This is a genomic window from Paenibacillus sp. Root52, from assembly GCF_001426865.1.
Classification (GTDB): Bacteria; Bacillota; Bacilli; order Paenibacillales; family Paenibacillaceae; genus Paenibacillus.
Genome location: NZ_LMFO01000009.1, coordinates 16,076 through 40,214, shown reverse-complemented (window position 1 = coordinate 40,214; position 24,139 = coordinate 16,076). Strand labels below are relative to the sequence as shown.

Annotated in this window: 20 protein-coding genes; 4 read left to right on the top strand and 16 right to left on the bottom strand. The window is 45.8% G+C overall.

Annotation, left to right across the window (positions count from 1 at the left end; translation table 11 throughout):
* Nucleotides 1-104: 104 nt before the first annotated feature.
* From ASD24_RS10520 to ASD24_RS10495, 6 genes are all read right to left on the bottom strand, one after another.
* Nucleotides 105-857 (bottom strand): SIMPL domain-containing protein, encoded by a 753-nt coding sequence (locus ASD24_RS10520; RefSeq protein WP_056695265.1) that lies wholly within the window; start codon nt 855-857, stop codon nt 105-107.
* A gap of 145 nt (nt 858-1,002) precedes the next feature.
* Nucleotides 1,003-1,272, bottom strand: coding sequence for an HPr family phosphocarrier protein (locus tag ASD24_RS10515; RefSeq protein WP_056695263.1), 270 nt, complete (start codon nt 1,270-1,272; stop codon nt 1,003-1,005).
* A gap of 258 nt (nt 1,273-1,530) precedes the next feature.
* Nucleotides 1,531-2,469 (bottom strand): DNA-binding protein WhiA, encoded by a 939-nt coding sequence (gene whiA, locus ASD24_RS10510; RefSeq protein WP_056695261.1) that lies wholly within the window; start codon nt 2,467-2,469, stop codon nt 1,531-1,533.
* A gap of 6 nt (nt 2,470-2,475) precedes the next feature.
* On the bottom strand, nt 2,476-3,462 hold the full coding sequence (locus ASD24_RS10505) for a gluconeogenesis factor YvcK family protein (RefSeq protein WP_056695259.1): 987 nt from the start codon (nt 3,460-3,462) through the stop codon (nt 2,476-2,478).
* A 13-nt stretch (nt 3,463-3,475) separates the two neighbouring features.
* A complete protein-coding gene (rapZ, locus tag ASD24_RS10500) occupies nt 3,476-4,375 on the bottom strand; it encodes an RNase adapter RapZ (RefSeq protein ID WP_056695257.1) in 900 nt (299 codons plus the stop codon).
* 50 nt (nt 4,376-4,425) lie between these two features.
* Entirely contained in the window at nt 4,426-5,376 is a 951-nt protein-coding gene (locus tag ASD24_RS10495; protein WP_056695255.1) for an ROK family glucokinase, read from the bottom strand.
* A gap of 356 nt (nt 5,377-5,732) precedes the next feature.
* Here ASD24_RS10495 and ASD24_RS10490 point away from each other — a divergent pair, with 356 nt between their 5' ends.
* From ASD24_RS10490 to ASD24_RS10475, 4 genes are read left to right on the top strand one after another with little or no spacing between them, the layout of a single operon-like run.
* Entirely contained in the window at nt 5,733-6,710 is a 978-nt protein-coding gene (locus ASD24_RS10490) for an ABC transporter ATP-binding protein (protein WP_056695253.1), read from the top strand.
* 2 nt (nt 6,711-6,712) lie between these two features.
* Nucleotides 6,713-7,450 carry an ABC transporter permease gene (locus tag ASD24_RS10485; RefSeq protein ID WP_056695252.1) on the top strand — a complete coding sequence of 246 codons (738 nt, stop codon included), beginning with the start codon at nt 6,713-6,715 and terminating at the stop codon, nt 7,448-7,450.
* Between the two features lie 9 nt (nt 7,451-7,459).
* Complete coding sequence (locus tag ASD24_RS10480) at nt 7,460-8,593, top strand: sensor histidine kinase (RefSeq protein ID WP_056695250.1); 1,134 nt, start codon at nt 7,460-7,462, stop codon at nt 8,591-8,593.
* The gene (locus ASD24_RS10475) at nt 8,590-9,192 is read left to right on the top strand and encodes a response regulator transcription factor (RefSeq protein WP_056695248.1); all 603 of its coding nucleotides are present in this window, start codon (nt 8,590-8,592) and stop codon (nt 9,190-9,192) included. Before ASD24_RS10480 ends, ASD24_RS10475 begins: the two co-directional genes overlap by 4 nt.
* A gap of 202 nt (nt 9,193-9,394) precedes the next feature.
* Here ASD24_RS10475 and ASD24_RS10470 read toward each other — a convergent pair whose 3' ends face one another.
* The 10 genes from ASD24_RS10470 to ASD24_RS10425 form a co-directional block, all read right to left on the bottom strand.
* Nucleotides 9,395-10,426 (bottom strand): AI-2E family transporter, encoded by a 1,032-nt coding sequence (locus ASD24_RS10470; protein WP_082560370.1) that lies wholly within the window; start codon nt 10,424-10,426, stop codon nt 9,395-9,397.
* Between the two features lie 164 nt (nt 10,427-10,590).
* Complete coding sequence (gene trxB, locus ASD24_RS10465; RefSeq protein ID WP_056695247.1) at nt 10,591-11,550, bottom strand: thioredoxin-disulfide reductase; 960 nt, start codon at nt 11,548-11,550, stop codon at nt 10,591-10,593.
* Nucleotides 11,551-11,756: 206 nt separating this feature from the next.
* Nucleotides 11,757-13,490: a tetratricopeptide repeat protein gene (locus ASD24_RS10460; protein ID WP_056695244.1), complete on the bottom strand. Its 1,734-nt coding sequence runs from the start codon at nt 13,488-13,490 to the stop codon at nt 11,757-11,759.
* Between the two features lie 190 nt (nt 13,491-13,680).
* Nucleotides 13,681-15,441 carry a hypothetical protein gene (locus ASD24_RS10455; protein ID WP_056695242.1) on the bottom strand — a complete coding sequence of 587 codons (1,761 nt, stop codon included), beginning with the start codon at nt 15,439-15,441 and terminating at the stop codon, nt 13,681-13,683.
* A 159-nt stretch (nt 15,442-15,600) separates the two neighbouring features.
* On the bottom strand, nt 15,601-16,551 hold the full coding sequence (locus ASD24_RS10450; protein WP_056695240.1) for a sugar phosphate isomerase/epimerase family protein: 951 nt from the start codon (nt 16,549-16,551) through the stop codon (nt 15,601-15,603).
* 64 nt (nt 16,552-16,615) lie between these two features.
* The gene (locus ASD24_RS10445) at nt 16,616-17,488 is read right to left on the bottom strand and encodes a carbohydrate ABC transporter permease (RefSeq protein ID WP_056695238.1); all 873 of its coding nucleotides are present in this window, start codon (nt 17,486-17,488) and stop codon (nt 16,616-16,618) included.
* A gap of 60 nt (nt 17,489-17,548) precedes the next feature.
* The gene (locus tag ASD24_RS10440) at nt 17,549-18,448 is read right to left on the bottom strand and encodes an ABC transporter permease (protein ID WP_056695236.1); all 900 of its coding nucleotides are present in this window, start codon (nt 18,446-18,448) and stop codon (nt 17,549-17,551) included.
* Nucleotides 18,449-18,578: 130 nt separating this feature from the next.
* The gene (locus ASD24_RS10435) at nt 18,579-20,165 is read right to left on the bottom strand and encodes an extracellular solute-binding protein (RefSeq protein ID WP_056695232.1); all 1,587 of its coding nucleotides are present in this window, start codon (nt 20,163-20,165) and stop codon (nt 18,579-18,581) included.
* 481 nt (nt 20,166-20,646) lie between these two features.
* Nucleotides 20,647-22,905, bottom strand: a complete 2,259-nt coding sequence (locus tag ASD24_RS10430; protein WP_056695231.1) for a helix-turn-helix domain-containing protein — start codon at nt 22,903-22,905, stop codon at nt 20,647-20,649.
* Nucleotides 22,906-23,178: 273 nt separating this feature from the next.
* Entirely contained in the window at nt 23,179-24,126 is a 948-nt protein-coding gene (locus ASD24_RS10425; protein ID WP_056695229.1) for a ribose-phosphate diphosphokinase, read from the bottom strand.
* Nucleotides 24,127-24,139: the final 13 nt, after the last annotated feature.

Here is a 24,139-nt window from a genome sequence, read left to right as displayed (position 1 = left end):
CAATGTAGATCTCATCTGCAATATTAAAAAAAAGCAAAGCGACCACCTGCGTAGAGCAGGTGGTCGCTTGTTTATACAAAATATCTAAATATGAACAACGTATCTTACTTCATCTCATATGTGATGTTCAGTGTTGTACTTACTTTAACCTGACCGGTTTCAATTTCAGTACCCGCTGCGGTATCCGTAGCTTTGGACATCAAACTCTCCGATGCATAGAATACAGGCACGTTAGCATCAGGCTGGCTCACAGATAATACTGCACCCAACTGACGTTTAACCGCCTTCGCAATCGCTCCAGCTTTTACATCCGCGTTAGCTACAGCCTTCTCAATCACTTGAGATTCATAGTTCTCTGGGTTCTCTACAGTAAACCGTACATTTTCAATGTTATTCGCGCCAGCTTGGGAAGCTGCATCCAACAACTCACCGATTTTATCCATCTCACGATAGGTTACTGTCAATGTGTGATGAGCTGTGTACCCTTTCACTTGCTGTCCATCTTTTTCACTGTATGTGTAGTTAGGTTGCACATAGAATTGACTTGTTTGAATGTCATTTTCACTGATTTTCCACTTATTCTTCAGCAAATTAGTTACCTTTTGGATTTTGGCTGCGTTTGCTTTTTGAGCTGATGCCGCTGTTTCCGCTGTACTATTTACCCCGATGGATAGATAAGCGATGTCCGGTTTCACCTGAATTTCACCTTTACCAACAACATTGATTACGTTCTGCTGTACGCCTTGAACCTCAGCAGCATATGCGTAATTCCCTGGAGCAACCCAAGCTGTTCCTCCAACCAATAATGTACTTGCCACCAGTACCGCACCGAGCGGTCTCATCCATTTTTTACCCATGATCGTAGCCTCCTTGTAGTTAACATCTCAAATTCAAAGTGATTTGATACCTTAACAGACGGAGCAAATTCCAAAATGTTGCATTGCTTGACCCTGAAACGCAAAAAAGCCCCTTTCGGGACTTCTTCATTCGTTCAGTCATATCTTATTGGTTTTCAAGCTCTTCTTTGCTAACCAGACTAACTAAAGCGTTTACAGCCTGTTCGGCGTCCGCGCCTTCAGCACTAATATGGATTTCCGTACCTGTACTGATTGCAAGACTCATGATCCCCATGATACTTTTTGCATTTACTTTCTTGTCGTCCTTCTCGACGAACACTTCAGATGAGTACTTATTCGCCTCTTGAACGAACAGTGCCGCAGGTCTGGCATGGAGACCCGTTTTCAAACGGACAACTACCGGGTGCTTTGTCATAGAAACTTACCCCCTATTATGAAATCTAGACATTAAATACACAATTATATTTATATAACATTATACCATTAACCCGTGCAGGACACTAGAAGAAAAAAACCAGTCAGGTATGAACTCCCAATCAAGGACATTATATTGACACGGAATCACACTTCAGGACGCCAATCCCCGCTTCTCTGCACATGAGTTAATGTTGCCCAACAACGGTTTAAAATACGAATAAATCTAACCTAAGTAAGAGCTCCGGCCTCTAACAGCCTACCCCATCCGTTCATTACGAACCTTCTCGGCTAGCTCATCAATTTTACGCAAACGATGGTTCACCCCAGATTTACTGACTGTTCCCTTTAACAACTCGCCAACTTCCTTCAAGTTAATATCAGGATGGGCAAGTCGTACTTCAGCCACTTCACGCAGCTTCTCAGGTAAGGACTCTAGGCCAACTTCCTTTTGCAAAAGTTTGATGTTATCAATCTGTCTTACAGCAGCTCCAATGGTTTTGTTCAGATTCGCCGTCTCACAGTTGACGATCCGATTCACGGAATTCCGCATGTCGCGCATAATGCGAACATCTTCGAACTTAAACAAAGCTTGGTGTGCACCAATGATGCTGAGCAGCTCAATAATTTTCTCGCCTTCCTTGATGTATAGGATGAATCCTTTTTTGCGTTCTATACACCGGGCATTAAGATGAAATTCATTGGCTAGATCAACCAAGGCTTGGCAGTGCTCCTCATACATAGATGCAATCTCCAGATGGTAGGAGGAACCCTCAGGGTTATTCACCGAGCCACCAGCCATGAAGGCACCGCGGAGATAAGCTCGTTTACAACAGTTTTTCCGAAGCAGCTCCTGATTAATTCCTGGTGTGAACATAAAGCCTTCGGATACGATGTACAAATCCTTTAAAATCTCTTGTACCATGGTCGGAATACGAACAATATACACGTTATTCTTTTTCAGCCGCATTTTTTTGCGGACAAGCAATTCCGTATGCACTTGAAAATGCTTTTTAAGCAGAGAGTATGCCCGTCTAGCAATAGCGGCATTCTCCGTCGAAATATCTAAGATGACTTTCTTATTCGATAACTGCACGGCACCAAGCATACGGATGAGGGCTGAAAGTTCCGCCTTTTCGCAGCACGGTTCACTCTCAATCATCGTTAATTCTTTTTTGGTCTGTGCTGCAAACGACATGGGACTTCACCTCTTCCGTAACATCCAATTTTGTACCAGTTGATAGATGTGATGGCTGAGCTTGTCGGCATCATGACGAAGATAGGTACGGAATAGCACCAACGTATCTGCGACAACCTGATATCCAGAACTCTTCAGCACATTCATATCTAATACTACAGGTTTTGCTCCTTTTTCTGCATATCTATTCTGAACTTGCAGTGGAATTTCACCATTATTAACGATGACATAGTCAAAGAGCTGATGACCTATATGCTCATGAATCGCTTTGAGATGATCACTCACGGTATAGTCATCGGTTTCTCCTGGCTGTGTCATAACATTGCATATAAACATTTTAACTGCGTCAGCCTCAACGACAGCTTCAGCTAATTTGGGTACAAGCAGATTCGGCAGAATACTCGTATACAGACTACCTGGCCCAATCAATATCGCATCCGCTTGACGAATAGCCTCTACAGCCTCTGGCAACGGCTCCACGTGATCCGGTTCAAGAAAAACACGTTTAATGCGCCCACCTGCTTCAGGGATTTTGGACTCGCCTGTAACAATCGATCCATCCTCCATCTCAGCATGTAGCACAACCGCCTGACCCGCTGCGGGAAGTACCTCACCCCGAACAGCAAACACGCGGCTAAGCTCCCGCACTGCGGTTACGAAGTCGCCTGATATATCTGTCATTGCCGCCAAAATCAAATTCCCCAAGCTGTGGCCTGCAAGCCCCGCGCCTGTGTTGAAACGATAACTCAGCATATCCGAAAGCAGTGGCTCTACGTCAGCTAGCGCCGTAAGTACGTTACGGATGTCGCCCGGAGGCGGCATATGCAGCTCACTGCGCAGAATGCCTGAACTCCCACCGTCATCAGCAACCGTGACAATGGCCGTGATGTCTAGCGGCTTTTCTTTTAAACCGCGCAGCATCACGGATAATCCGGTTCCTCCGCCCATGACTACAATTCTCGGACGTTCTCTTCGTGGTCCGGCTTCTTTCATCCCTTCACCCTCTTCAATGACGATCCCGGTCAGCGTCGCGATGGCTTACGGTAACAGCCTCAGTCTCGCTGCTTCCCAACATTTTGCCCAAATATTCCGATATTGCTACCGAACGATGCTTGCCTCCGGTACAACCGATTCCAATAATAACCTGGCTCTTGCCTTCCTTCCGGTACTGCGGAATCAGGAAATGCAGCATATCCAGCAACTTCGTCAGAAAGGACTGTGTCTCTGGCCATTTCATGACGTATTCATATACGTCGCTGTTCTGTCCTGTATTTGGACGCAGATGGTCAATATAATGTGGGTTCGGTAAAAAACGAACATCAAATACCAGATCAGCATCAATCGGTATTCCGTATTTAAATCCAAAAGACGTTATATTTACAGATAACATATGGCTCTCTAAATGAGAAAAACGGGATATAATCCGTTCCTTCAATTGAGCTGGTTTCATCGTGCTGGTATTGAGTACCTGGGTTGCAGAATTTTTAAGCTCCTCCAGCATTTTGCGCTCAAGCCGGATACCGTCCAGCGGCATGCCTTCTGGAGCTAAAGGATGTCTACGTCTGCTCTCTTTATACCGCTGAACAAGGACAGAATCTGTAGCATCCAGGAATAAAATTTCACAATGGATGGTAAAATGATCTTTAATGTAGTTCAACGACTCGGACAACGCTGTGAAAAATTCACGTCCTCTCAAGTCAATAACGAGAGCGACCTTGCCAATCTTACCATTGGACTGCTCGATCAATTCTGCGAATTTTGGAATCAGCACGGGTGGTAAATTATCTACACAGAAGAAGCCAAGATCCTCTAAGCTCTGAACTGCAATGGTCTTTCCCGCCCCGGACATACCTGTAATGATAATGAGCGTGGCGCCTGTGTTCGGTGAAACTTCACCTTCAAGCATATATGTCCCCTCCTTATCATATTGCTGTCGGTTTATACTGTTACAGTGGACTAGGAGCGCAAGAGAAGACCTGCCGCACCAACAATACCTGCATCATTGCCAAGTGTAGCTTCCAGAATCTTAACGCCGCCCTGCAGCGGTTCTGGGGTTAATTGAGCATATACAGTACGGATCTCGTCAAACAGGAAGTCACCTGCTTTGGATACGCCGCCCCCAATAATGAACACTTCCGGATTAATAACTGCCGCAACTGTAGCCATCGATTTACCCAGGTAGAATGCAGCACGATTAACGATCCGCAGCGCCACTTCATCACCTGATTTTGCAGCATCGAATACTTCTTTAGCTGCAATTCTGTCAACAAGAGCAAGTGAAGTATGATCCCCACGCTCTACAGCATCCTTCGCCATACGGATAATACCCGTTGCAGACGATACCGTCTCTAAACATCCCATTTTGCCACAACCACACTTAATTGCTTCCAGATCAGGCACCACATTAATATGCCCCAGTTCACCCGCCATACCGGAGAACCCTTGGTATATACTGCCGTTCAAGATCAAGCCGCCGCCAACACCTGTACCCAACGTGTAACATACACAGTTATCTACACCTTTGCCGGCACCCGCCCAAGCTTCGCCAAGCGCCGCAACATTGGCATCATTATCTATTTTGACTGGCTTGCCCAGACGTTCTTCCAGAATCGAACGAATAGGTACATTCCGAAATCCAATGTTAGGGGCAAGGACAATAATTCCCTCACGTACATTCGTGAACCCGGCAACTCCAGCACCGACACCTTCAAGCTGTTCCCAGCTATACGGCGACTCGGCAACGATATGACGGACATACTTCTCGATGTTGGCGATAACCGTATCTACGCCCTTATCCACTTCTGTCGGTCCTTCATACGTATGCTTAAGTTGACCTTGATCATCGCATATACCGACCTTAATTGCTGTTCCGCCGAGATCGACCCCAACGTAGATTTTCTCAGACATGCTGCAAGCCACCTTTATCTATCTAAAATAGTTTAATCCTACGTACCAACTATAATTGAAGGATACGCCTGGGTCAAGGATGATAAGACCTTTGCTATCTCCAGTCCTGGCGCTATTGTGAACACTGTCATACCCTTTTCTTGAATGCGCATTCACCCTCTATGTTCTCTATCAAAACGCACCGCTTAAATCTCCCTCCTTAGTAGAGGAAGTCTCATCTAATCATATTGCATCTTGATTCGTTCCATTCGTAAAAGATGACAGTTGTCACCTAAAAGTCATGACAACTCTTACTAAAACCTTACTCCTTCGCCCTCTAAAATGAAGTTAGATCAAAACGAAGGACGTGAGTACAGATGAATTCCCCCCTCATCCAACTTGAACATATAAACAAACAATTTAAAAACAAGCTCGCGGTAAGCGACCTTTCTCTTGAAATCCAGCCGGGCTCAATTGTAGCAATCCTCGGCCCGAATGGAGCCGGCAAGACCACAACGATGAAAATGCTTCTGGGTATGAGTAAGCCGACCTCCGGGAAAATCAGCGTATTAGGACAGTCCCCGAATCATCAGCAGGTACGTCAGCAGATTGGGGTCATGCTACAGGATGTAAGTGTCATTGATGGGCTTACCGTACGCGAAATCATCTGCATGGTTCACAGTTATTACCGTAATCCTCTTCCAATAGATAAAATTGAACTCCTGACAGGGCTATCAGAGATCGATCTGAGGAGAAGAGCGGAGAAACTATCGGGCGGTCAGAAACGCAGCCTCAACTTTGCCCTTGCGATGGCAGGCAATCCAAAGCTCTTATTTTTGGATGAACCAACGGTAGGCATGGATTCGGAGACACGTAAACATTTCTGGAAACAGGTTCGCCAATTGACACAGGCGGGGAAAACCGTACTTTTCACCACGCATTATCTTCAAGAAGCCGATGAAGCGGCTGATCGAATTATTCTGTTTAGCGAAGGTAGGATCATTGCGGACGGAACACCGGAGAGTCTCAAGTCGGGGCTTACCAAGCGCATTCTTTCTTTCTCCGCTCAGCATGGAATGATACCTGGGGAATCAGCTTCCCCGTCAGACACACAGCCTGATCACAACAACGCGAACTCACCTCACATACATATTGAAGCTCAGATTGCGATGCTACCTAACGTTGACCAGGTGGAATGTCGTAACGGACGCTGGAGTCTTTACACCACCGATACAGACACACTGATTCGTGATGTAATCCAGCGCCAGCTACCTGTACGGGATATCCGTATTGAAACGGGACAACTCGACGATGCTTACGCTGAGCTGCTTGCTACGATGAAGGAGGAACAATAAATATGTCTACATTGCTTGTACAATCGCGGATGGAGATGCTCCGCATGTTTCGCAACGTTTACTTTATCTTCTGGTCTCTGATGATGCCTGTCTTATTCTATGTGCTATATACCCGGATCTTCACAACGGACGCGGTTGACCCAGAACAGTGGAATGCTCACTACTTAATGTCCATGACCTGTTTCAGCGTGATGGGTTCATCCATCATGACACTCGGCATACGTTTGGTTCAGGAACGTGTACATGGCTGGGTTTCGTACCTGCGGGTAACCCCGCTATCTGATGCCATTTATTTTGGCGGCAAAATGGTCGGTCAGACGACGGTGCACCTGTTCTCTATTATCGTTATTTTTACTGCTGGATATCTGATTAATGGTGTCTCCTTATCTGCTCTACAATGGGTGGGCTGCGCCCTATGGATTCTAGCTGGATCGCTACCCTTTCTTGCTCTAGGCACTTGCATCGGAACGTTACGCAAGGTCGACACCGCCAGTGGTCTTAGCAACGCTCTCTATCTCTCACTAGCTCTCCTTGGCGGCATGTGGATGCCGCTCGATATTATGCCGTCATGGCTGGGTCAGATCGGAAGCTGGCTTCCGTCGAACAGCTTTGGCAATGGCGCCTGGGCTATCGTCAGCGGTCATGCGCCAGCTTTCCGTGATATACTAATTTTGACAGCGTACCTGATCGTGTTTATGTTAATATCCACTTATATCCGCAGCAAACAAAAGGAGGCTTGACCCTCATCTATGCTTCAGAAGTTTGAAATTTTCCCCAAGCGATATGGCTTCTATCCTTACATTTGGATGATCTACTTGGCCATGCCGGTCTATTATTTATGGGTAGCCCGTGGTCACGAACTATATATTGGACTCTCTGCTTTCCTTGTATTTATCCTGACCTATCGTCAGTTGTATATGACAGCTGGAACCGTTATATTTTCCTATTGGCTTACGCTACAGATGCTTACTGTACTGATCTTGAGTACGATTATCGATCCGAACATGTTTTTTCTCGGGTTTTTCACAGCGAACTTTATTGGATGGTATACCGATAAACGCATGTTTCGCCTGTTCCTATTGGCGTTCGCTATTCTTCAGACCATTCCCATTGCTATTCATTTCTCATCACTGACAGCTTCTCAGCTCATGTTCTTCACTCCTTTTTACCTCATTATGATTGCGTCTCCTTATGGCATTCGTTCCATGATGCAACAGCGACAGCTGGAGGTGCAGCTCGATGAAGCTCAGCAGCATATCAAAGAACTGATTAAGCGTGAAGAACGCATGCGCATTGCCCGAGATTTGCATGACACCATGGGACATACGTTATCTTTAATCACCCTTAAGAGTGAACTCGTGACCAAGCTAATCGCCAAAAATCCAGAACGAGCCATTCAGGAGGCACGCGAGATCGAACGGACTTCCCGTGCTGCCCTACGTGAGGTGCGTCAACTCGTCTCGGATATGCGAGCCATTAGCATTCCTGAAGCTGTCGCAGATGCGATAGAGATGTTAAAGAGTGCGGACATCACACTCCAATTAAATCAAGAGCAGGACTCCTACGATGATGTGCCAGACTTAACGCAGAACATGGCGAGCCTATGCCTGATTGAAGCCGTCACGAACATTGTCAAACACAGTCAAGCAACACGAAGTACATTATTGATTCATCGCACGCAGGAAGGGATCAAACTACGTATTAGGGATAATGGACAAGGGATCGATTCCAGCAAGCCTCAGGGTAACGGTCTAAAGGGCATGTCAGAGCGGCTGAACTTAATCGATGGTTCCCTTCAGATTTCTTCCGATTCAGCAGGAACCGAGCTATCCTTTTTCTTTCCATTAATCGCAAGTGATTCCCAAGGAGGAGTATCATCATGATTCGTATTTTAATTGCAGAAGATCAACGTATGCTTCGGGGTGCTCTCGCCTCCCTGTTAGATCTCGAAGATGATTTTGAAGTCATTGGCGAAGCCGGTAACGGGGAAGAAGCATTGAAGCTGATCTCCTCTCTAGAACCAGATCTCACTTTGATGGATATTGAAATGCCAGTCATGAGTGGACTTGACGTGGCAGAACGTTTACAACAACAAGGTAACCCCTGCCGCATCATCATCCTAACCACATTCGCTCGTCCTGGCTTTCTAGAGCGTGCGGTTCAAGCTGGCGTACAAGGTTATTTGCTGAAGGATGAACCAAGTGACCGCTTAGCTCAGGCCATTCGTAGTGTTATGGGAGGCGGACGAGAGGTGTCCCCTGAACTTATTTTTGGCGCATCCAAAGGTGTTAATCCACTAACGGAACGAGAGAGAGAAATGTTGAAACTTGCCGCCACAGGCATGAATGCCAACCAGATCGCAACATCACTTCATCTGTCCTACGGCACAGTCCGCAATTACCTATCGGAAGCCTTCAATAAGTTAGAGGCTAAGAATCGTGTAGAAGCTATACGTATTGCCCAAGAGAAGGGCTGGTTATAGCAGCAGATCCATCATCTGTTCATGTAATACATATCGCCAAAATTAATGATTCTAGCGTGAGCTATGCATTTCTTATACAAGCACAAGCGCAAAAATGTACACAAAAAACGCCTCCCCTTGATCGGTCAGGGAGGCGTTCTTCACTATTTTCACATTCTACATTAGAAATATAAGACACACTACTCACAAGCGTTACACTCAGCTACAGCTTCGAATCTACACGTATCGGTTCGTTTGATTTCTCCATTTTATTCACATCAAGGATGTCCAACAGGAATACAAAGATTGGAATCCCGATGATCAGTCCCCAGATTCCGAGGAAATGCTGTGACAGAATCAATACGATAAATGTGTAGAACATTGGAAGCTTGGTTTTGTGCGCCATTAACTTTGGATTCAAGAAATATGTCTCTAGCGCATGAATGATAATAATCATGACAATAACGATAATGCTAAGCTGCAATCCGCCAATCTGATACCCGATCAGACACAATGGCACCAATGAGATGACAACCCCCGCAACGGGAACCAGGCTCAGTAGGAATACCAGAATCGTTAATGCGAACAGATACGGATATCCAAGAATCCATAGTCCCAACATCGTAAGAACCGTGTTGAACACAGCAATCAATAGTTGAGCTTCAATGACTTTACCGAAGGAAGATACGAATTTATCTCCAAGGTAAGCCACTTCTTTATAGAACCAGCCGAGCTTACTTGTTTTGAACTTGGATGTGAATTTGACGATTTCTTGTTTTTGCAGCAAGAAGAACAGACTTAGAATAATAACCAGCAAAATAAACTCCAGCCCTTTACTTAGAGCAAAAATATACTTCAGCGCATTATTCGTATAGTTCTTGATATCAAATGACTGCAGATACCCTGCAATTTTCGATGCATAATTATCGCCTTCAGCCGTATCCAGAAACTTAATGATTTCATTCGTCAGTTGTATGACCTGATCGACAATCCTCGGCGAGTACTTAGATATTCCTAGCACAATCGCCGCAATCACAATCAAATATAGCAAGATGACAACGACCTTGTAGTTAATCGGAAACAGCCGATTTAACTGTCCTGTAATGAAATGCTGTAGTCGATTCATGACATACGTCACAAGGAACAACAGCAAAATCATGTGCAGCATACTCCCCATGCTGAATAGAACCAAACAGAACAACAGCAGGATCAGAAAACGTCTGACCGTTGTGTTCTGTAGCCAATCTTTTATCATTTCCCCCAAAGTCTTCACCTCACAGCTAATATGCCCATTATGTATACGATCTCATGCCCACTTTCGTTTCAGAAAAAAAGAGAAGCCTACCGGCTTCTCTCACATCATGAGACTTCCCGTTGTCTCTATTCCTAATCTTATGTGGACAATCAAGCCAAACATGCTTATTTATCCAATGTTTCGCTCCAGTCGTGCACAATGCTGCCTTCCAAAAATTTCTCACAGTCCATTGCTGCCATACAACCAGACCCGGCTGCAGTAATCGCTTGACGATACTTCGTATCTTGGACGTCGCCACAAGCAAATACACCTGGGATGTTCGTTTCTGTCGTACCTGGTTTAACAACCACATACCCGTGATCATCCAACACCACTTGGTTGCCGAGGAATCCGGTATTTGGTGTATGTCCGATGGCAACGAACACGCCATCCGCCTCCAACAGCTCTTCTTGGCCTGTCTCATTGTTCCGTACCTTAAGTCCTTTCACGCCCAGCGCTTCAGGCACCACCTCAAGCGGTGTACGGTTCAATGCCCATTTTACCTTTTCGTTCCCTCGTGCCCGATCTTGCATGATCTTCGATGCGCGTAACTCGTCCCGACGATGCACTAAGGTTACATCTGTTGCGAATCTGGTCAAGAAGCTAGCCTCTTCCATCGCGGAATCTCCCCCACCAACAACGACAATCTTTTTGCCACGGAAAAAGAATCCATCACATGTCGCACATGTACTTACCCCGCGCCCTACATTTTCCTGCTCTCCCGGGATACCGAGGTAGCGGGCAGATGCACCGGTCGAGATAATGATTGAATCGGCTTCGAGATCACCAATGCCGCCAACCTTCACTTTGAACGGGGGCTTACTGAAGTCTACCTCTTCCACCCAGCCATTCTTAAATTCTGCGCCGAAACGCTCTGCTTGCTTCCGCATGTTGTCCATCAATTCTGGCCCCATAATGCCTTGCGGGAATCCAGGGAAGTTCTCAACCTCTGTCGTGGTGGTCAATTGTCCACCTGGTTGAAGGCCTTCGATAACCAATGGATTAAGGTTGGCACGCGCCAAATAAATTGCTGCTGTTAATCCGGCAGGTCCGGTTCCAATCACAATCGTTCTGTATTTAGACATATAGATACAGCCTCCTTGATTAGGTTGAGAGTATATGAACTGGTTCATTTCTAGATCAATGTGACAATAGCCATCCATTAAGTTTACCCGTTTTGCAGGCAAATGTATCCTTCATGAAATCCCAATCTTCCTCAATCGTTCTTCAAGCCGCTTAAATCCCTGTCATGCCTTTAAAACATTAGGAATAACCACTCTAAATCATCCGATTATACTGTAGGTGGTACCGTACTACACACCTTGTTAATCTGCTTCGCATATTTACTAACCGTTGATGCCGAAATGCCATATCGATCTGCTACACTTTGATAGGTTACAGGTCGTCTGTGAATTTTGGCAGCCAAATATTCCAGCCCTGCAGCCCATCCCTCAATATGCTTCATCGCTGTCATTTCAGGATGAGCACGGGACACATAATCGGTCCATATACGTTCCATTTCCTGCTGTAACTCTGCTTTCGTTTCCGTCATCTGTAGCGCACGATCAACGACCGCTTGCCAATGAGAAACGGATTCTGTCTGCGAGCTTTCTGCGCTGATTGCTGCATTCTGAATAGATCGCGCGGCCACCGTTGAGAGCGGTGGTACTGCGCGGCTCCGCTCCGAATGTTGTTCATTCGCAAGCAGTTCGTTCAGTACAGATTGAGCAGCTTCCACGAGATCCTGCTGCTCATCGGATTCCTGTATGAAGGATTGTAACGCTTGCTGTACTTCATAGTCTCCGATCATACCGAGCGCATGAATGACTTGAAGCTTGGTTGCCCGGTCACCATGGCGTAATGCCCAGAAAAATGATGAACGAATCAGTGGATCATTCTTCATTTCCTCCGGAATGCCATTTCCGTAGTTCTCCCATTGCTTGAATTGCTCATCAAAAGGAAGATGGTAATGGTAGCTTAAATTTTCAGGCTGAAGCTCGTCTTGTTGTACCGCCTTAAGTCGAGACAAATAAAACGGAGATACTTCAGACCCTGGATCAAGCTTGCTTACATGATGCCATAATCGCTCGGCTGCATCATAGCGTCCGGTATTAAAGGCCGCAACTGCAGCATAGTGCGCAAGCGCAGGATCAGCTGCCGTCTCTTCGGCTTTAAGCAATCTACGAAAATGTACATAGGCGGTATCATGCTGCCCCAAAATACCCATCGTGGTTGCGAGTTTATAGACCTGTTCCTGTTGGAAAGGTACGATGACACGCAACTTTTTGATTAATAGTAGCACTTGATCTGTCCGGTTCTCGTTCTGATGGAAGATTGCCAGATTACACAGAGCATGCAGATTGCCCGGCTCTTGCTCAAGTACCTCGGCAATTGTCTCACGTGCTTTGGGAAACTGCCCCATATAATAATAGGCAAGGGCTAGGTTATTGCGTACAGCCAGATAATCTGGATAATCAGGTGGCATGCCCTCCAGAAGTTCAGCTGCTTGTGCAAATTTCCCTTCCTCTAATAATTCCCGTGCATGATCATGCTCCACAACACCCTTACGTGATTTGATCCGGTTCAGTTTAGCTGGGCGGTCCAACTCGTAATACAGAAGCTCCATCATCTCTTCTGCCTCCGTCATAAACTGACCCTGGGTGTCCTCTTCCAAATACGTTACTAACGCTTGCTCCGCTTCTTCAAACCGATCCATATTGGCATAATTGTTCGCCATATAGAAATAACACTCGGTCATCGACGGATCTACGACATCCAATACATTCGCGAGAATCGCATTAGATGCCTCGTAATCCCCTTTCTCAGATAATATACCCGCCATATTACAATGATTCACCGGGTTCTCCGGTTCATATTCAACAGCTTTACGAAAATATTTTAATGCCTTGTCGACGTGATTACGGTCCAGCGAGCGGACAGCTCTTTCAAAAAAGAAAGACGCATCCAAATGAATCGGTATAATGTTGGCGAGGTCTCCCTCAGCCCGCAGTAGCTTGCCCTTCATCTTCCAAGGCACCTCCTCTTTGCTTTCATTCATACTCTCCAGTATACCACATCTTGCGGTAGGCTTCTCAACATGTAGTTTCATGTGATTTAGGCAAAAAATGTGCAAAAAAAGACGGTATGCCATCATCCATAATTGGAATGAAATACCGCCTCGTTCTTGTTAACCATATTCAATTTCGTAAGAGGACTTATTGATCCTGTAACTTCTTCGCCATGGATGGTGAAAGTGAGATATGAATCGTTTTATCAAACGGTGTCATGAAGTTAAGAAGCACAACCTTGCACTTGTCTGGCAGCTTCGCCTCACGAACCGATGGAGCCAAATGTCCCGCTTCGCCCCCACTGATCTCGATCCAGTCTTCACCGCAGGTATAACGCAAATTACCGCTGCTCCACAAGTGATGACCATCACTTGTCTCCGTTCCGTCCTCGTAGGTGAGCTCTCCTTCGCTCCCGAATACAAAGGATAACTGCATCATGATGTCCTCCGGTTCTTCCCCCGTCAGATGCATTGTCCAACCGTTCTCCGTATGTAACACCTCAGCTCCTACACGGAATGTCTGCTCATGGGTAAGTCGGCGGCTCTGATGGGGAAGTAGGTACCACGGACTTATATCTGAAGACGCCGTTTCTGGCAGTTCATTAGCAGGAATCGGGTCATAATAACCCTTCTTCTGCTCCCCTGTTAATCGATACCCTTGAGGCAAACGGGTCATATCTTGCATCGGGATATACCCTGGATTAAAGTAGGAAGCCAGTTGTACAGCAAGTAGACGCACCTTGCCATGACGCAGAGCGAAGAAAGGAGGTACCTCCGTCATCACCGTTACACTGGTCTTACCATCTCGGATTCGAGCTACAGGTGCACCAAAATCCGTATGCATTCGGCTGTGAGATATACGTCCATGGTGGCCAACAGCCTCCATCTGATCCAGATAGTTCGCCCGTACAAAATGCTCGTTCAATATAACCTCATACTGCTCTGGTAAGACATCCTGCGATCCACTTGTCTGTTGAAGCTCGGGCTCTAACAATAACCTTACGAGTGTATTGACTGAGCATACACCCGGATCGTTCAACGTATCTCCTGCCCAGGCAGCCATTCCAGCAAAAAGCGGATCCTCGTCCAGTCTTGCCAAGATGGCATAAGGCAGATAATAAGGGGACAGATCATGCACACTACCCAGATCCTGTCGACCGGAGTAATCCGTAACAATCTCACCTGTAGGGTGCACCAGATACACCATCATCCGAAGATTAAGACGCACGGGTTCCAGCAACTCAGGACGATTCAACAGCCGCGCTGCATGAATGAGCATAATGTCACTTACTGCGCTATATATTCCGTTGCTTCGCTCGGTCCACTCGCCATCGGGCGTAATGTCCATGCCTTCTGCCAGCCACTGCTCTGCGCGCTGCACAGCTTCCTCCAGACCAAAAATGTCGTGCAAGAAACCAAGCGCCGCGCATAGCACCCAGCGATGATTCGGCGTATGGCAACCTCCTGTCAGCATCACAGGTATCGTTCGCTCTAGGAACAAACGTATATTGTTAAGAACGGGTTCTAGTGGTGCCCATTCCTGCTTAACGAGTAGCTGATATAACTGCGAATATCCTACTACGACAAATGCGGTATCCGGCGGGGAATGGTAGTTCGTCCAGCCGGGTGATATCGATCCATCCTCATGCTGTAGGCGCAGTACAAATTCAGTGGCCAATAGCAGTCTGTCTAACAATGCCTCATCCCGGTAATAGATCGAGTCCGGATTAGAGAGCGCTGCTCCCCAGTAGCACATATCCGTCGGCGTTCCGGTGGTATGATTCACCCAAGCCACACCTGTATACGGATCAATCGTACCCCCGTAGTATCGATTCTCTGGATCAAGCATCTGCCTGGCCATGCCTCGTTCTACTGCTCTGTCATTACTATTTACCAGTTGTCTGTACATGTGCAGTTCCCCTCCATACCAATGCATTTGCCCGATGAACGAAGGACATGACGCACCCCCTCCATAGGGTGGAAGCTACTCACATCGCCTGTATACGAGCTAATTTCTCGTCAGTATATACCACATTTCACTAAAAGTCGTCAGGAGATTCAAACAGCATTACTCTACGACTTCAAGCTTCTTCATTAACAAGTCATGACTCTCGTGAATCTCACTCGGTTGACAGGCGGACTTCAACTCATAGACCTTCACCTGTGCACGCTCTATCATCGGCAGATAGGCATCATAGAAATGCATATCCTTGCTGTGTACATATGGGCACCAGTGATCCGAAAGTCCAAGCGTTTCATGAATATGGACACCTACGATATCGTCCATCAGTCCCTGCATTTCTCCTACACTATCATAGAGACCTAGTCGATCCATCATGATGGCATGACCCGTATCATACCAGATACCAACCGGAGCTCCTTTAAGTGCTTGAATGATCGTCTTTGCTTCCGCGAGTGTAGGAATCTGTTGGGGTCTGGATCTCGTCTCGATCCCAAAGCGCACATTCAGACCTTTGGAAGCAGCACGATTACAGACCTCATCCAGACTTACGATAATTTTCTCGACATAGCCCGAACTAAGAGCCTGCCGATGCTCCATCAGTTCCTCCCACTTGCTGCGATACTTCGGTGAATCTGGCCCTTCTTCGTTATAGAACTTACTAAGATCCTTGCTGATATCCTCTGGGAAGGGTACCTCTCCGGGATGTACAACTACGGCTTCCCCTCCGTAGCGATGGGCATATTCTGCTGATCCTACCAGCAATTCAATCGCTCGCTGCCGCTTCGCCTCATCTTCGAAGCCGAGCAAGACAGAGTCTGTGCCGTAATCTGGATCTGGATCATGTGGGAAAGTATTATGAACACTGGAGATTCCGATCTCTCCTCGCTCAATCATGGGCTCTATGGTGGTGAGCATTTCCTTCGTCACATTATAGTTAAGCTCCACCCGGCTGAAGCCTAGCTCTGCAATTTCTCGTATCATATCTGCTCCAACTGTATGCTTCCTGATGTTCCAGCAAGTTGAAAACGAGTATATTCCCTTATCCTGTGCCTGCATTCGAATTCCTTCTCCTTCCCATTAGGGTAAGCCGACCTACCCTGCGCTTATACCAATGCTAGAATCATCCTTTTACCGCGCCAAGCATCGCACCGCTGACAAAATACTTTTGCAGCCAAGGATACACTAGCAGAATCGGAACGGTTGCAAACACAACAGTAGCAGCTTTAAGACTTTCTGGAGTTAATCGTGTACGACTAGCACCCTCAAGCAATGTAAGCTCACTAACCATGTTGTTCTGTACCATTTGATAGAGCTTAAGCTGGAGCGGATATAGCTTCGGATCATTAATATACATCAGGGAATCCTGAAAGCCGTTCCAGCGGCCAACCGCATAGAAAAGAGCCAACGTAGCCAATACAGGCATGGATAATGGCAAGATAATCTTAAAGAGCGTGTGTATATGTGAACTACCATCAATCTCTGCCGATTCCTCCAAGCTTTCCGGAATACCCCGAAAGAAGGAAATTAAAATAATCAAGTTAAACGGACTCACGAGTCCAGGTAAAATCAGCGCCCAGACGGAATTCAGTAAGTTCAGATCACGAATGAGCAAATATTCCGGAATCATTCCACCACTGAAGAACATGGTAATAATAATGACATACATGAAGAGCTTGCGCCCTTTCAACTTTTTCTTCGTTAACGGATATGCAGCTGCCAGCGTGAATAGCATACATAGTACAGTGGTTGCCACTGTCAGAACACTCGTAAAGCCCAGTGAATAGATCATCGATTGATCAGAGAATACCTGAATATACGCATCCCAATTAAATTCTTTAGGGAATATGGTCACTTCTCCAGATGTAATTGCCCGGTTGGAACTAAGTGATATCGCAATCGTGTGCAAGAACGGAGCCAGACAGAATATAACAAACAAACTGATAAAGGTAATATTAACGATGTCAAAAACCCGGTTTGAGGTGCGTTCACTCATATGCGCACAGCTCCTTTACTGATGGTCTATACAAACAGCCGATTGGTATCCTTTTCGATCCTACAAAATACCTTCTCCGGTCGCCTTTTTCGAAATATAATTTGAACCTAATACAAAAATCAATCCCACAACAGCTTGGAAAAGTCCGACGACAGTCGCCAGTGTATATTGTCCAGATTCCAAACCAACCCTGTACACGAAGGTACTCAGAACATCTGAATATTCACGCACAGCAGTGTTACCAATAATGTAAGGACGATCAAAACCAATGCTGACCATTTGTCCGAGATTCAGAATAAGCAAAGTGACAATCGTTGGTTTAATACTAGGCAAGGTAATATGCCAGATTTTTTTCAGACGTGTCGCTCCATCGATCTCAGCAGCTTCAAACAATTCCTTATTCACGCCGGTTAATGCAGCGAGATACAGAATGGTTCCCCATCCAGCGCTTTGCCAAACCCCTGTGAACAGATACGTAACAAGCCATGGATTCTTCTCTGTCAAAAATGGTATGGAGTCGAGTCCCATACTCTGCAGCAAACCGTTCACCATACCAGATTGATTGCCGAATAATTGATACACGATCCCCCCGATAATAACCCAGGAAATAAAGTGAGGAATGTACAGAATCGTTTGTGAAATCTTTTTGAACCACTTAAACCGAACTTCATAGAGCATAATGGCTAGAATAATTGGAGCAGGGAATGAAACGAGCAAATCTAGAAAATTAAGCATAAAGGTATTACGTAATGTGGTGTAGAAGTCCGGCATTGAAAAAACTTCACGAAATGCATCGAAGCCGATCCACTCACTACCGTTAATGCCCTGAAACAAGTTAAAATCCTTGAAGGCAATCTGCACACCGTACATCGGGCCATAACGAAAGATTAAGAAGTAGATCAGAGGCAATGAGATGAGCGCATATAATTGCCAATACCTTTTCAAGTAAGTGGTGGTCAAGTCGGTTTCCTCCTATCAGCAGAGAAACGGCTGTGCCGCCCATATCGGCGGCACACGTTCCTTCCAAAGTTATGCGGTAAATTACATATTGATTGGGTAATCACAAGATGAACTTTTTGATTGATAACGCTTACTGAAGTGCTGCTTCAAGCTCTTTCTTCAGTTCTGTGCCACCCAGTGACATGAAATCATTCATTTCTTTTTCATATACAGAATCGAAATCTGCTGTCTTAGCCATCGCTGTTTTCACAATAAGCACTTTCAACTTATCGTTCAGCGCTGTACCATATTTAGATTCTGCTTCAATTGGTTTGCTGAAGATAACCGGACCGATCGTATCCGTATTAGCGATATCAATGGACTGTCTCATCAGCTCTTGGTTACGTTCTGGGAAGCCTGCAATCCATGCCGCTTCATTGGCTGCCTGATCTCCAACTACTTTACCGTTGGCAATAATGGCCATGTCACCGCCGTTGTAGATACGATCTTTGACATCCTGTGGTGCATCATCTTTAACAACTGGAACACCGTCAACCATATCGTAGTTTTCACCTTCAACACCGGTGTTGATCTCCAGCAAGTTCGTTCCAGAAGCCATCCAGTCTAGGTATTTCACTGCTTCAACCGAACGTTTACTGCTTTTTGGAATCATGATGTACATACCGTTGCTACCATAACGAGATTTGATGTGTTTATTGTCCACATTCGGGTTAGTGTAAGCGTCAACTGCTACAACCTTGCTATCCGGTACATTCGTGTACAAATTATCAAGCATGCCTTCTGCATAAAGAATCTGACCTACGTCCTCAGACATGTAGCCGATATTACCGTTCTGGAAGTCTTTGACCAATTGTGCTTTTTCTTCATCAAGACTGAAGTCTTTGCTGATCAGACCTTCATTGTATAGCTTGTTAAGGAATTGCATCGCATCTTTGAAGCCATCATGCAATGGTAGCTCATAGCGCTGACTGTACGTAAGTCCATCTTGTACAGGCTTAATAAAGGAGTAAATCAGTGTTTCATACTGAGCTGGGGCAAGTGCCATACCCATTGGGATGTTTTTGCTGCCTAGATTGCCTGGATCTTTCTCTTTGAATGCTTTCAACGTCTCGTACAGCTCATCCGTTGTTGTTGGAGCTTTCATACCGACTTTATCGAGCCAATCCTGGCGGATATATGAGTTATATCGAGCCGTAATGGCACGTTTACCCGGAATAGCGAATTGCTGACCTTCAAGCTGACCGAATTTCAACAGGTCATCGCCGAGATATTCTTTTAAGTTAGGTGCATGTTCATTAAGAAGCTCGCCTACGTCAGTTAGACCGCCTTGCTGAGCGTAACGGTAGAACACACTGGAGTCATATACAAACACAATATCTGGAACGTCGCTGGGGCTGGCCATTAACACGTTGAGCTTGGTTGTTTCTTCTGAACGTTGAACAGGTACGAATTGCACATCAATGTTATTCGGATCGCCAAATTTCTCTTGAACAAATTTAGTTAAGTAGTTGTTCGTGATCGTATGTGGAGAAGGACTGTTACCACGATCGAATACCTCTACTTTCAAGGTGACACGCTCACCACTACCTGATGCACCGCCTTCAGCCGATTGATCAGATGCAGATGAACATCCTGCTAACAGTGAAACTCCCATTACCATTGTAAGCGCCAGACCCATCCATTTCTTCGTACTCCCTTTGGTTGCTCTTCTTGTCATTTTGTCATCCCCTTTGGCTTTGCGTTGAATGTTTTTAAAGCTTGATCCGAGTATTCCATACCTTCTTGCTCTCATGCAATAAACCAGTTTCGGAAGCGCTTACAGAGCGGTTGTGGTTTATTCCCCTAACCATTTTCGTAGACATTCCATTTTCAATAACACCGCTCTAAACCCGCGCACAGACAGACTTTACCCCCACTTCAGTACAGCTTGTTCTTAGCTAGGTCGATAAACCATTTTCTGATACTGCCTATTTTCGTATCCGACATATAAACTGGAATATCCATCCACGTATACACTTGGAATGACCACATGACTTGAAATCACTGATCGGATTGATCAGGCAAACCGCCTGGATCATAGTAAAAGGGTGGATTCCAGCAAGTAACCCTCCTACGGAGAACACCTGCGAGAAATCCACCCCTCACTTTAAGCTCGTTTACCCGAAAATAAGCAATCCACGTTACATTGCATCCTATGACTATGACTCATCTGCATGATGTTCACGCTTCGCTCGGCGATAATCGCCTGGAGTAATGCCTGTAACTCGTTTAAATACTCTCCCCAACGTAATACCATTAGCATACCCCACCTTCAGGGCAATATCCTGCAATGCCAAATCAGTCGTGCGAAGAAGCCGTTCCGTCTCCTTCATTCGTAGCTCAGTCACGAAGTCCACAAACTTCATATTGAATTCCGTCTTGAACAAATAGCTCGCATGTTTGCCAGAGATCTGAAACCGATCACTTAAATGTTTCAGAGACAGGTCAGGGTTGGCAAATTGTTCTTCAATATAACTTTTCATCTCATTGACCATGGCTTTGTAGCTCTTGGTCTCTGTCACCGAGACATACGTTCTGAACAGGTCGGTTAAATCCTCGAACAGCAATGCTTTTACATCAGCAAGTGTCGCTGCTTCCTCTATCGACTTGAGCCACTTGTTCATATTGTCTTCTGACAACTTCTCCTGAAGTTCTTCCGACATTAGTGCCACTTCACGGCTAAGCATCTGTAGCATCGCTTGAATGAGGGATTGAATATCTTCATCAGGCAGCATATTACACTCAAACGCCGCGAAAATCTCCTCCAGCTCTTCCCGCCACTGGCCGCTCGACATTCGGAATCGCTTAACAAAGTCAGCAATCATCTGCAAGTAGGTGTACGTCTCTATTAATGGCTTCGATTTCTCCCCACTCTCGGCCAAACCCACGTCTCCGTTCATCAGCCATTTCCGATGCATGACCGCTTCTGCACCAGTATAAGACTCTCGAATAGTCCCAATGCCATCTGCAATCGGCCCAATCCCAAAGCTTAGCGAGATACGCAGATTCTGATCAACCCAGAACCGACAATCCTCTGCAACATCACGAATCTGTCCAGTCATATCATGCTCGCTGCTATCCTCTGTGGAGAGAAATAGAATGGCTACCCGTTCTGCACTGACCCATTCAGCCCAGCATTGAATGCCCTTGTTGCGTGAGAGCTCCTGTAGAACATTCATCAATGCGAATTTGAGAGTATTTTGTTCACCTCTCGTATAAAGCTCTTGAAATCCCTTCTCGTAACGGTTAATCTCTCCAACGACTACAGCGAAGCGGACAGACTCCCCCACGGTGTCAAATGGAGATAGCTCCTCAAGCCTCGCTGCGGCTTGGTCAAGATGCTCGCCATGTAACAGACTGTTGAACAGCTTGCTGCGCTGCAACAGTACATTTTCCCTCTTTTTATCATCATAATCCATCATGTGGTTAATCAGATTTTCAAGCGCACCATCAATCATTTTCATCTCATCTTTACGAGATCCCGAATCTTCAAGTGTCCGAATCTGATGTGCTTCAATCCGGTTCATAATAATCTGAATTGGCTTATAATTTCGACGTGTAACATAAATGATGTAGATGATCGCACTAACCACGGTCACAATGGCAATGACTACCCATACATAAGAAATAACAGATACCCATCCAAACAGATTGCCCGCCTTGATCCCACTGGATAACGTCCAACCTAATCTATCGAGCGTAAGCGTGTTCAATACTCTTCCTTCTGTAGCATCTTCATCATCCAAGTGTGCGTTGTATACTACCTGACCATCTTGGTTCAGAATCGTCATGAAGGAAAGTTGCCCGTTAACCATGTTATCGACCGTTTGCTCAATACTGCTCATTTTAATATTAATCACAAGTGTACCTTGGGATCCAAAAGGCAAAGGCATATCCTTATTAACGGTTACCACTCGAATAGGGGCACGCTGAATAATACCTCCATCGTACTCTCTAACGGGCTGCCATCCCGGAAATAACTTCCCGGACACCGTCTGCTCAATCCATGCTTTGTCTGAGAAGCTCTCCACATCTCTAGGCCCACTCACCGTCACAATGCTCTTATTCATATTGTCATATAAATAAATGGATTCAATCCATGAAGACGAACTGGTTAACTCACGCAAACTCTGTGCAATCGCATAGACTGTTTCGGAACTCGCCCCAACTCTATGATTAAAATAGTCTCTATAGGCTTGGTCATTCTGTACCGCCTCCATCAATGATAATTCGATATCTCTGATGGTGTGATCTACCGTATCCGCTAGATAGTTGGACGAGATGCGGTCTGCTTTTTTCGTTTCGGCCCTAGAGATGTCATTAATGAAAACAAACGCGATAAAAATGAGTATGGTCACAGTCAGAAAGAAAATAGGAAAGTACGAAAATAGTAAACGATAATACCAAGTACGGGACAATCGACCCCACTCCTCACTCTACGATGCCAACCACAGAATCGGCCGCAGTTCTATTGTTTATCATCTGTCGCACCTCTGGGCTGGATCACCCCATATTAAAGCGCTCTCATAAATTAATTTTGATGTTATTATAGCACATGGTTCGGAAGAGCAAGCAAAGAATTGACTGCCTAGAATTCTGCCTGTCTTATGAATAAAACAAAAAATCCGTGCTGAGCAGACAACTCAGACACGGAACAACTCTATGGAGTAAACTCATTCTCTGATCCTTCATTAGATGCCAGAATCTCTAAACAGTGTTGCCATAGAGCCGCCATCGACGATAATACGAATGGCTCTTGCCAGCATCGGAGAAACCGGTAATACTTTGAAGCACTCAGGATGATCATCTGGCAGCGCAATCGAATCGGTAACAACCACCTCAGCTATCGAGGGATGATTGAGTTTCGCTAATGCTCCATCAGAGAACAAGCCGTGTGTAGCACATACGTATACATTATTGGAGCCGCGCTCCTTGAGTCCCTCAACGACATTCAGAATTGTCGTGCCTGTATCAATCAGATCCTCAATAATGATCGGTGTGCGACCTTCAACATCACCAATAACATGGGTAATGATAGATTCGTTATGGCTTGGTCTCTTCTTGATCATGATGGCAAAAGGCGAATCCAACCGGTTCGCTAGCTTCTCTGCCATAGAGGCACGCCCAGCATCCGGAGAGACAACAACCGGATGTTCAATACCTTTGCTTAACAAATACTCACTGATTAGATCTAATGATGTCATATGATCAACCGGAATATTGAAGAATCCTTGGATAGCTGCTGCATGGAGGTCAATCGTCACAACCCGGTTCGCTCCAGCCGTGGTCAACACATCGGCAACCATCTTGGCTGAGATCGGTTCACGCGGGGCTGACTTACGCTCCTGACGAGCATATCCATAATAGGGAACGATGATGTTCACTGTCCGAGCAGAGGCTCGCTTCGCAGCATCGATCATAACGAGCAGTTCAACGAACAACTCATTAATCGGGTTAGACAACGACTGAATTAGAAACACATCACAGTTACGAATAGTCTCTTCATAATGAACGTATATCTCTCCGCTCTTGAACCGGGACAGCTTGATCTTGCCTAGCTGTACTCCCAGCTTGTCGCATACTTGTTCTGCCAGCTTCGGGTTCGATGAACCGGAAAAAATACGTAACGATTGCTGCATAATGCCCTCCCGA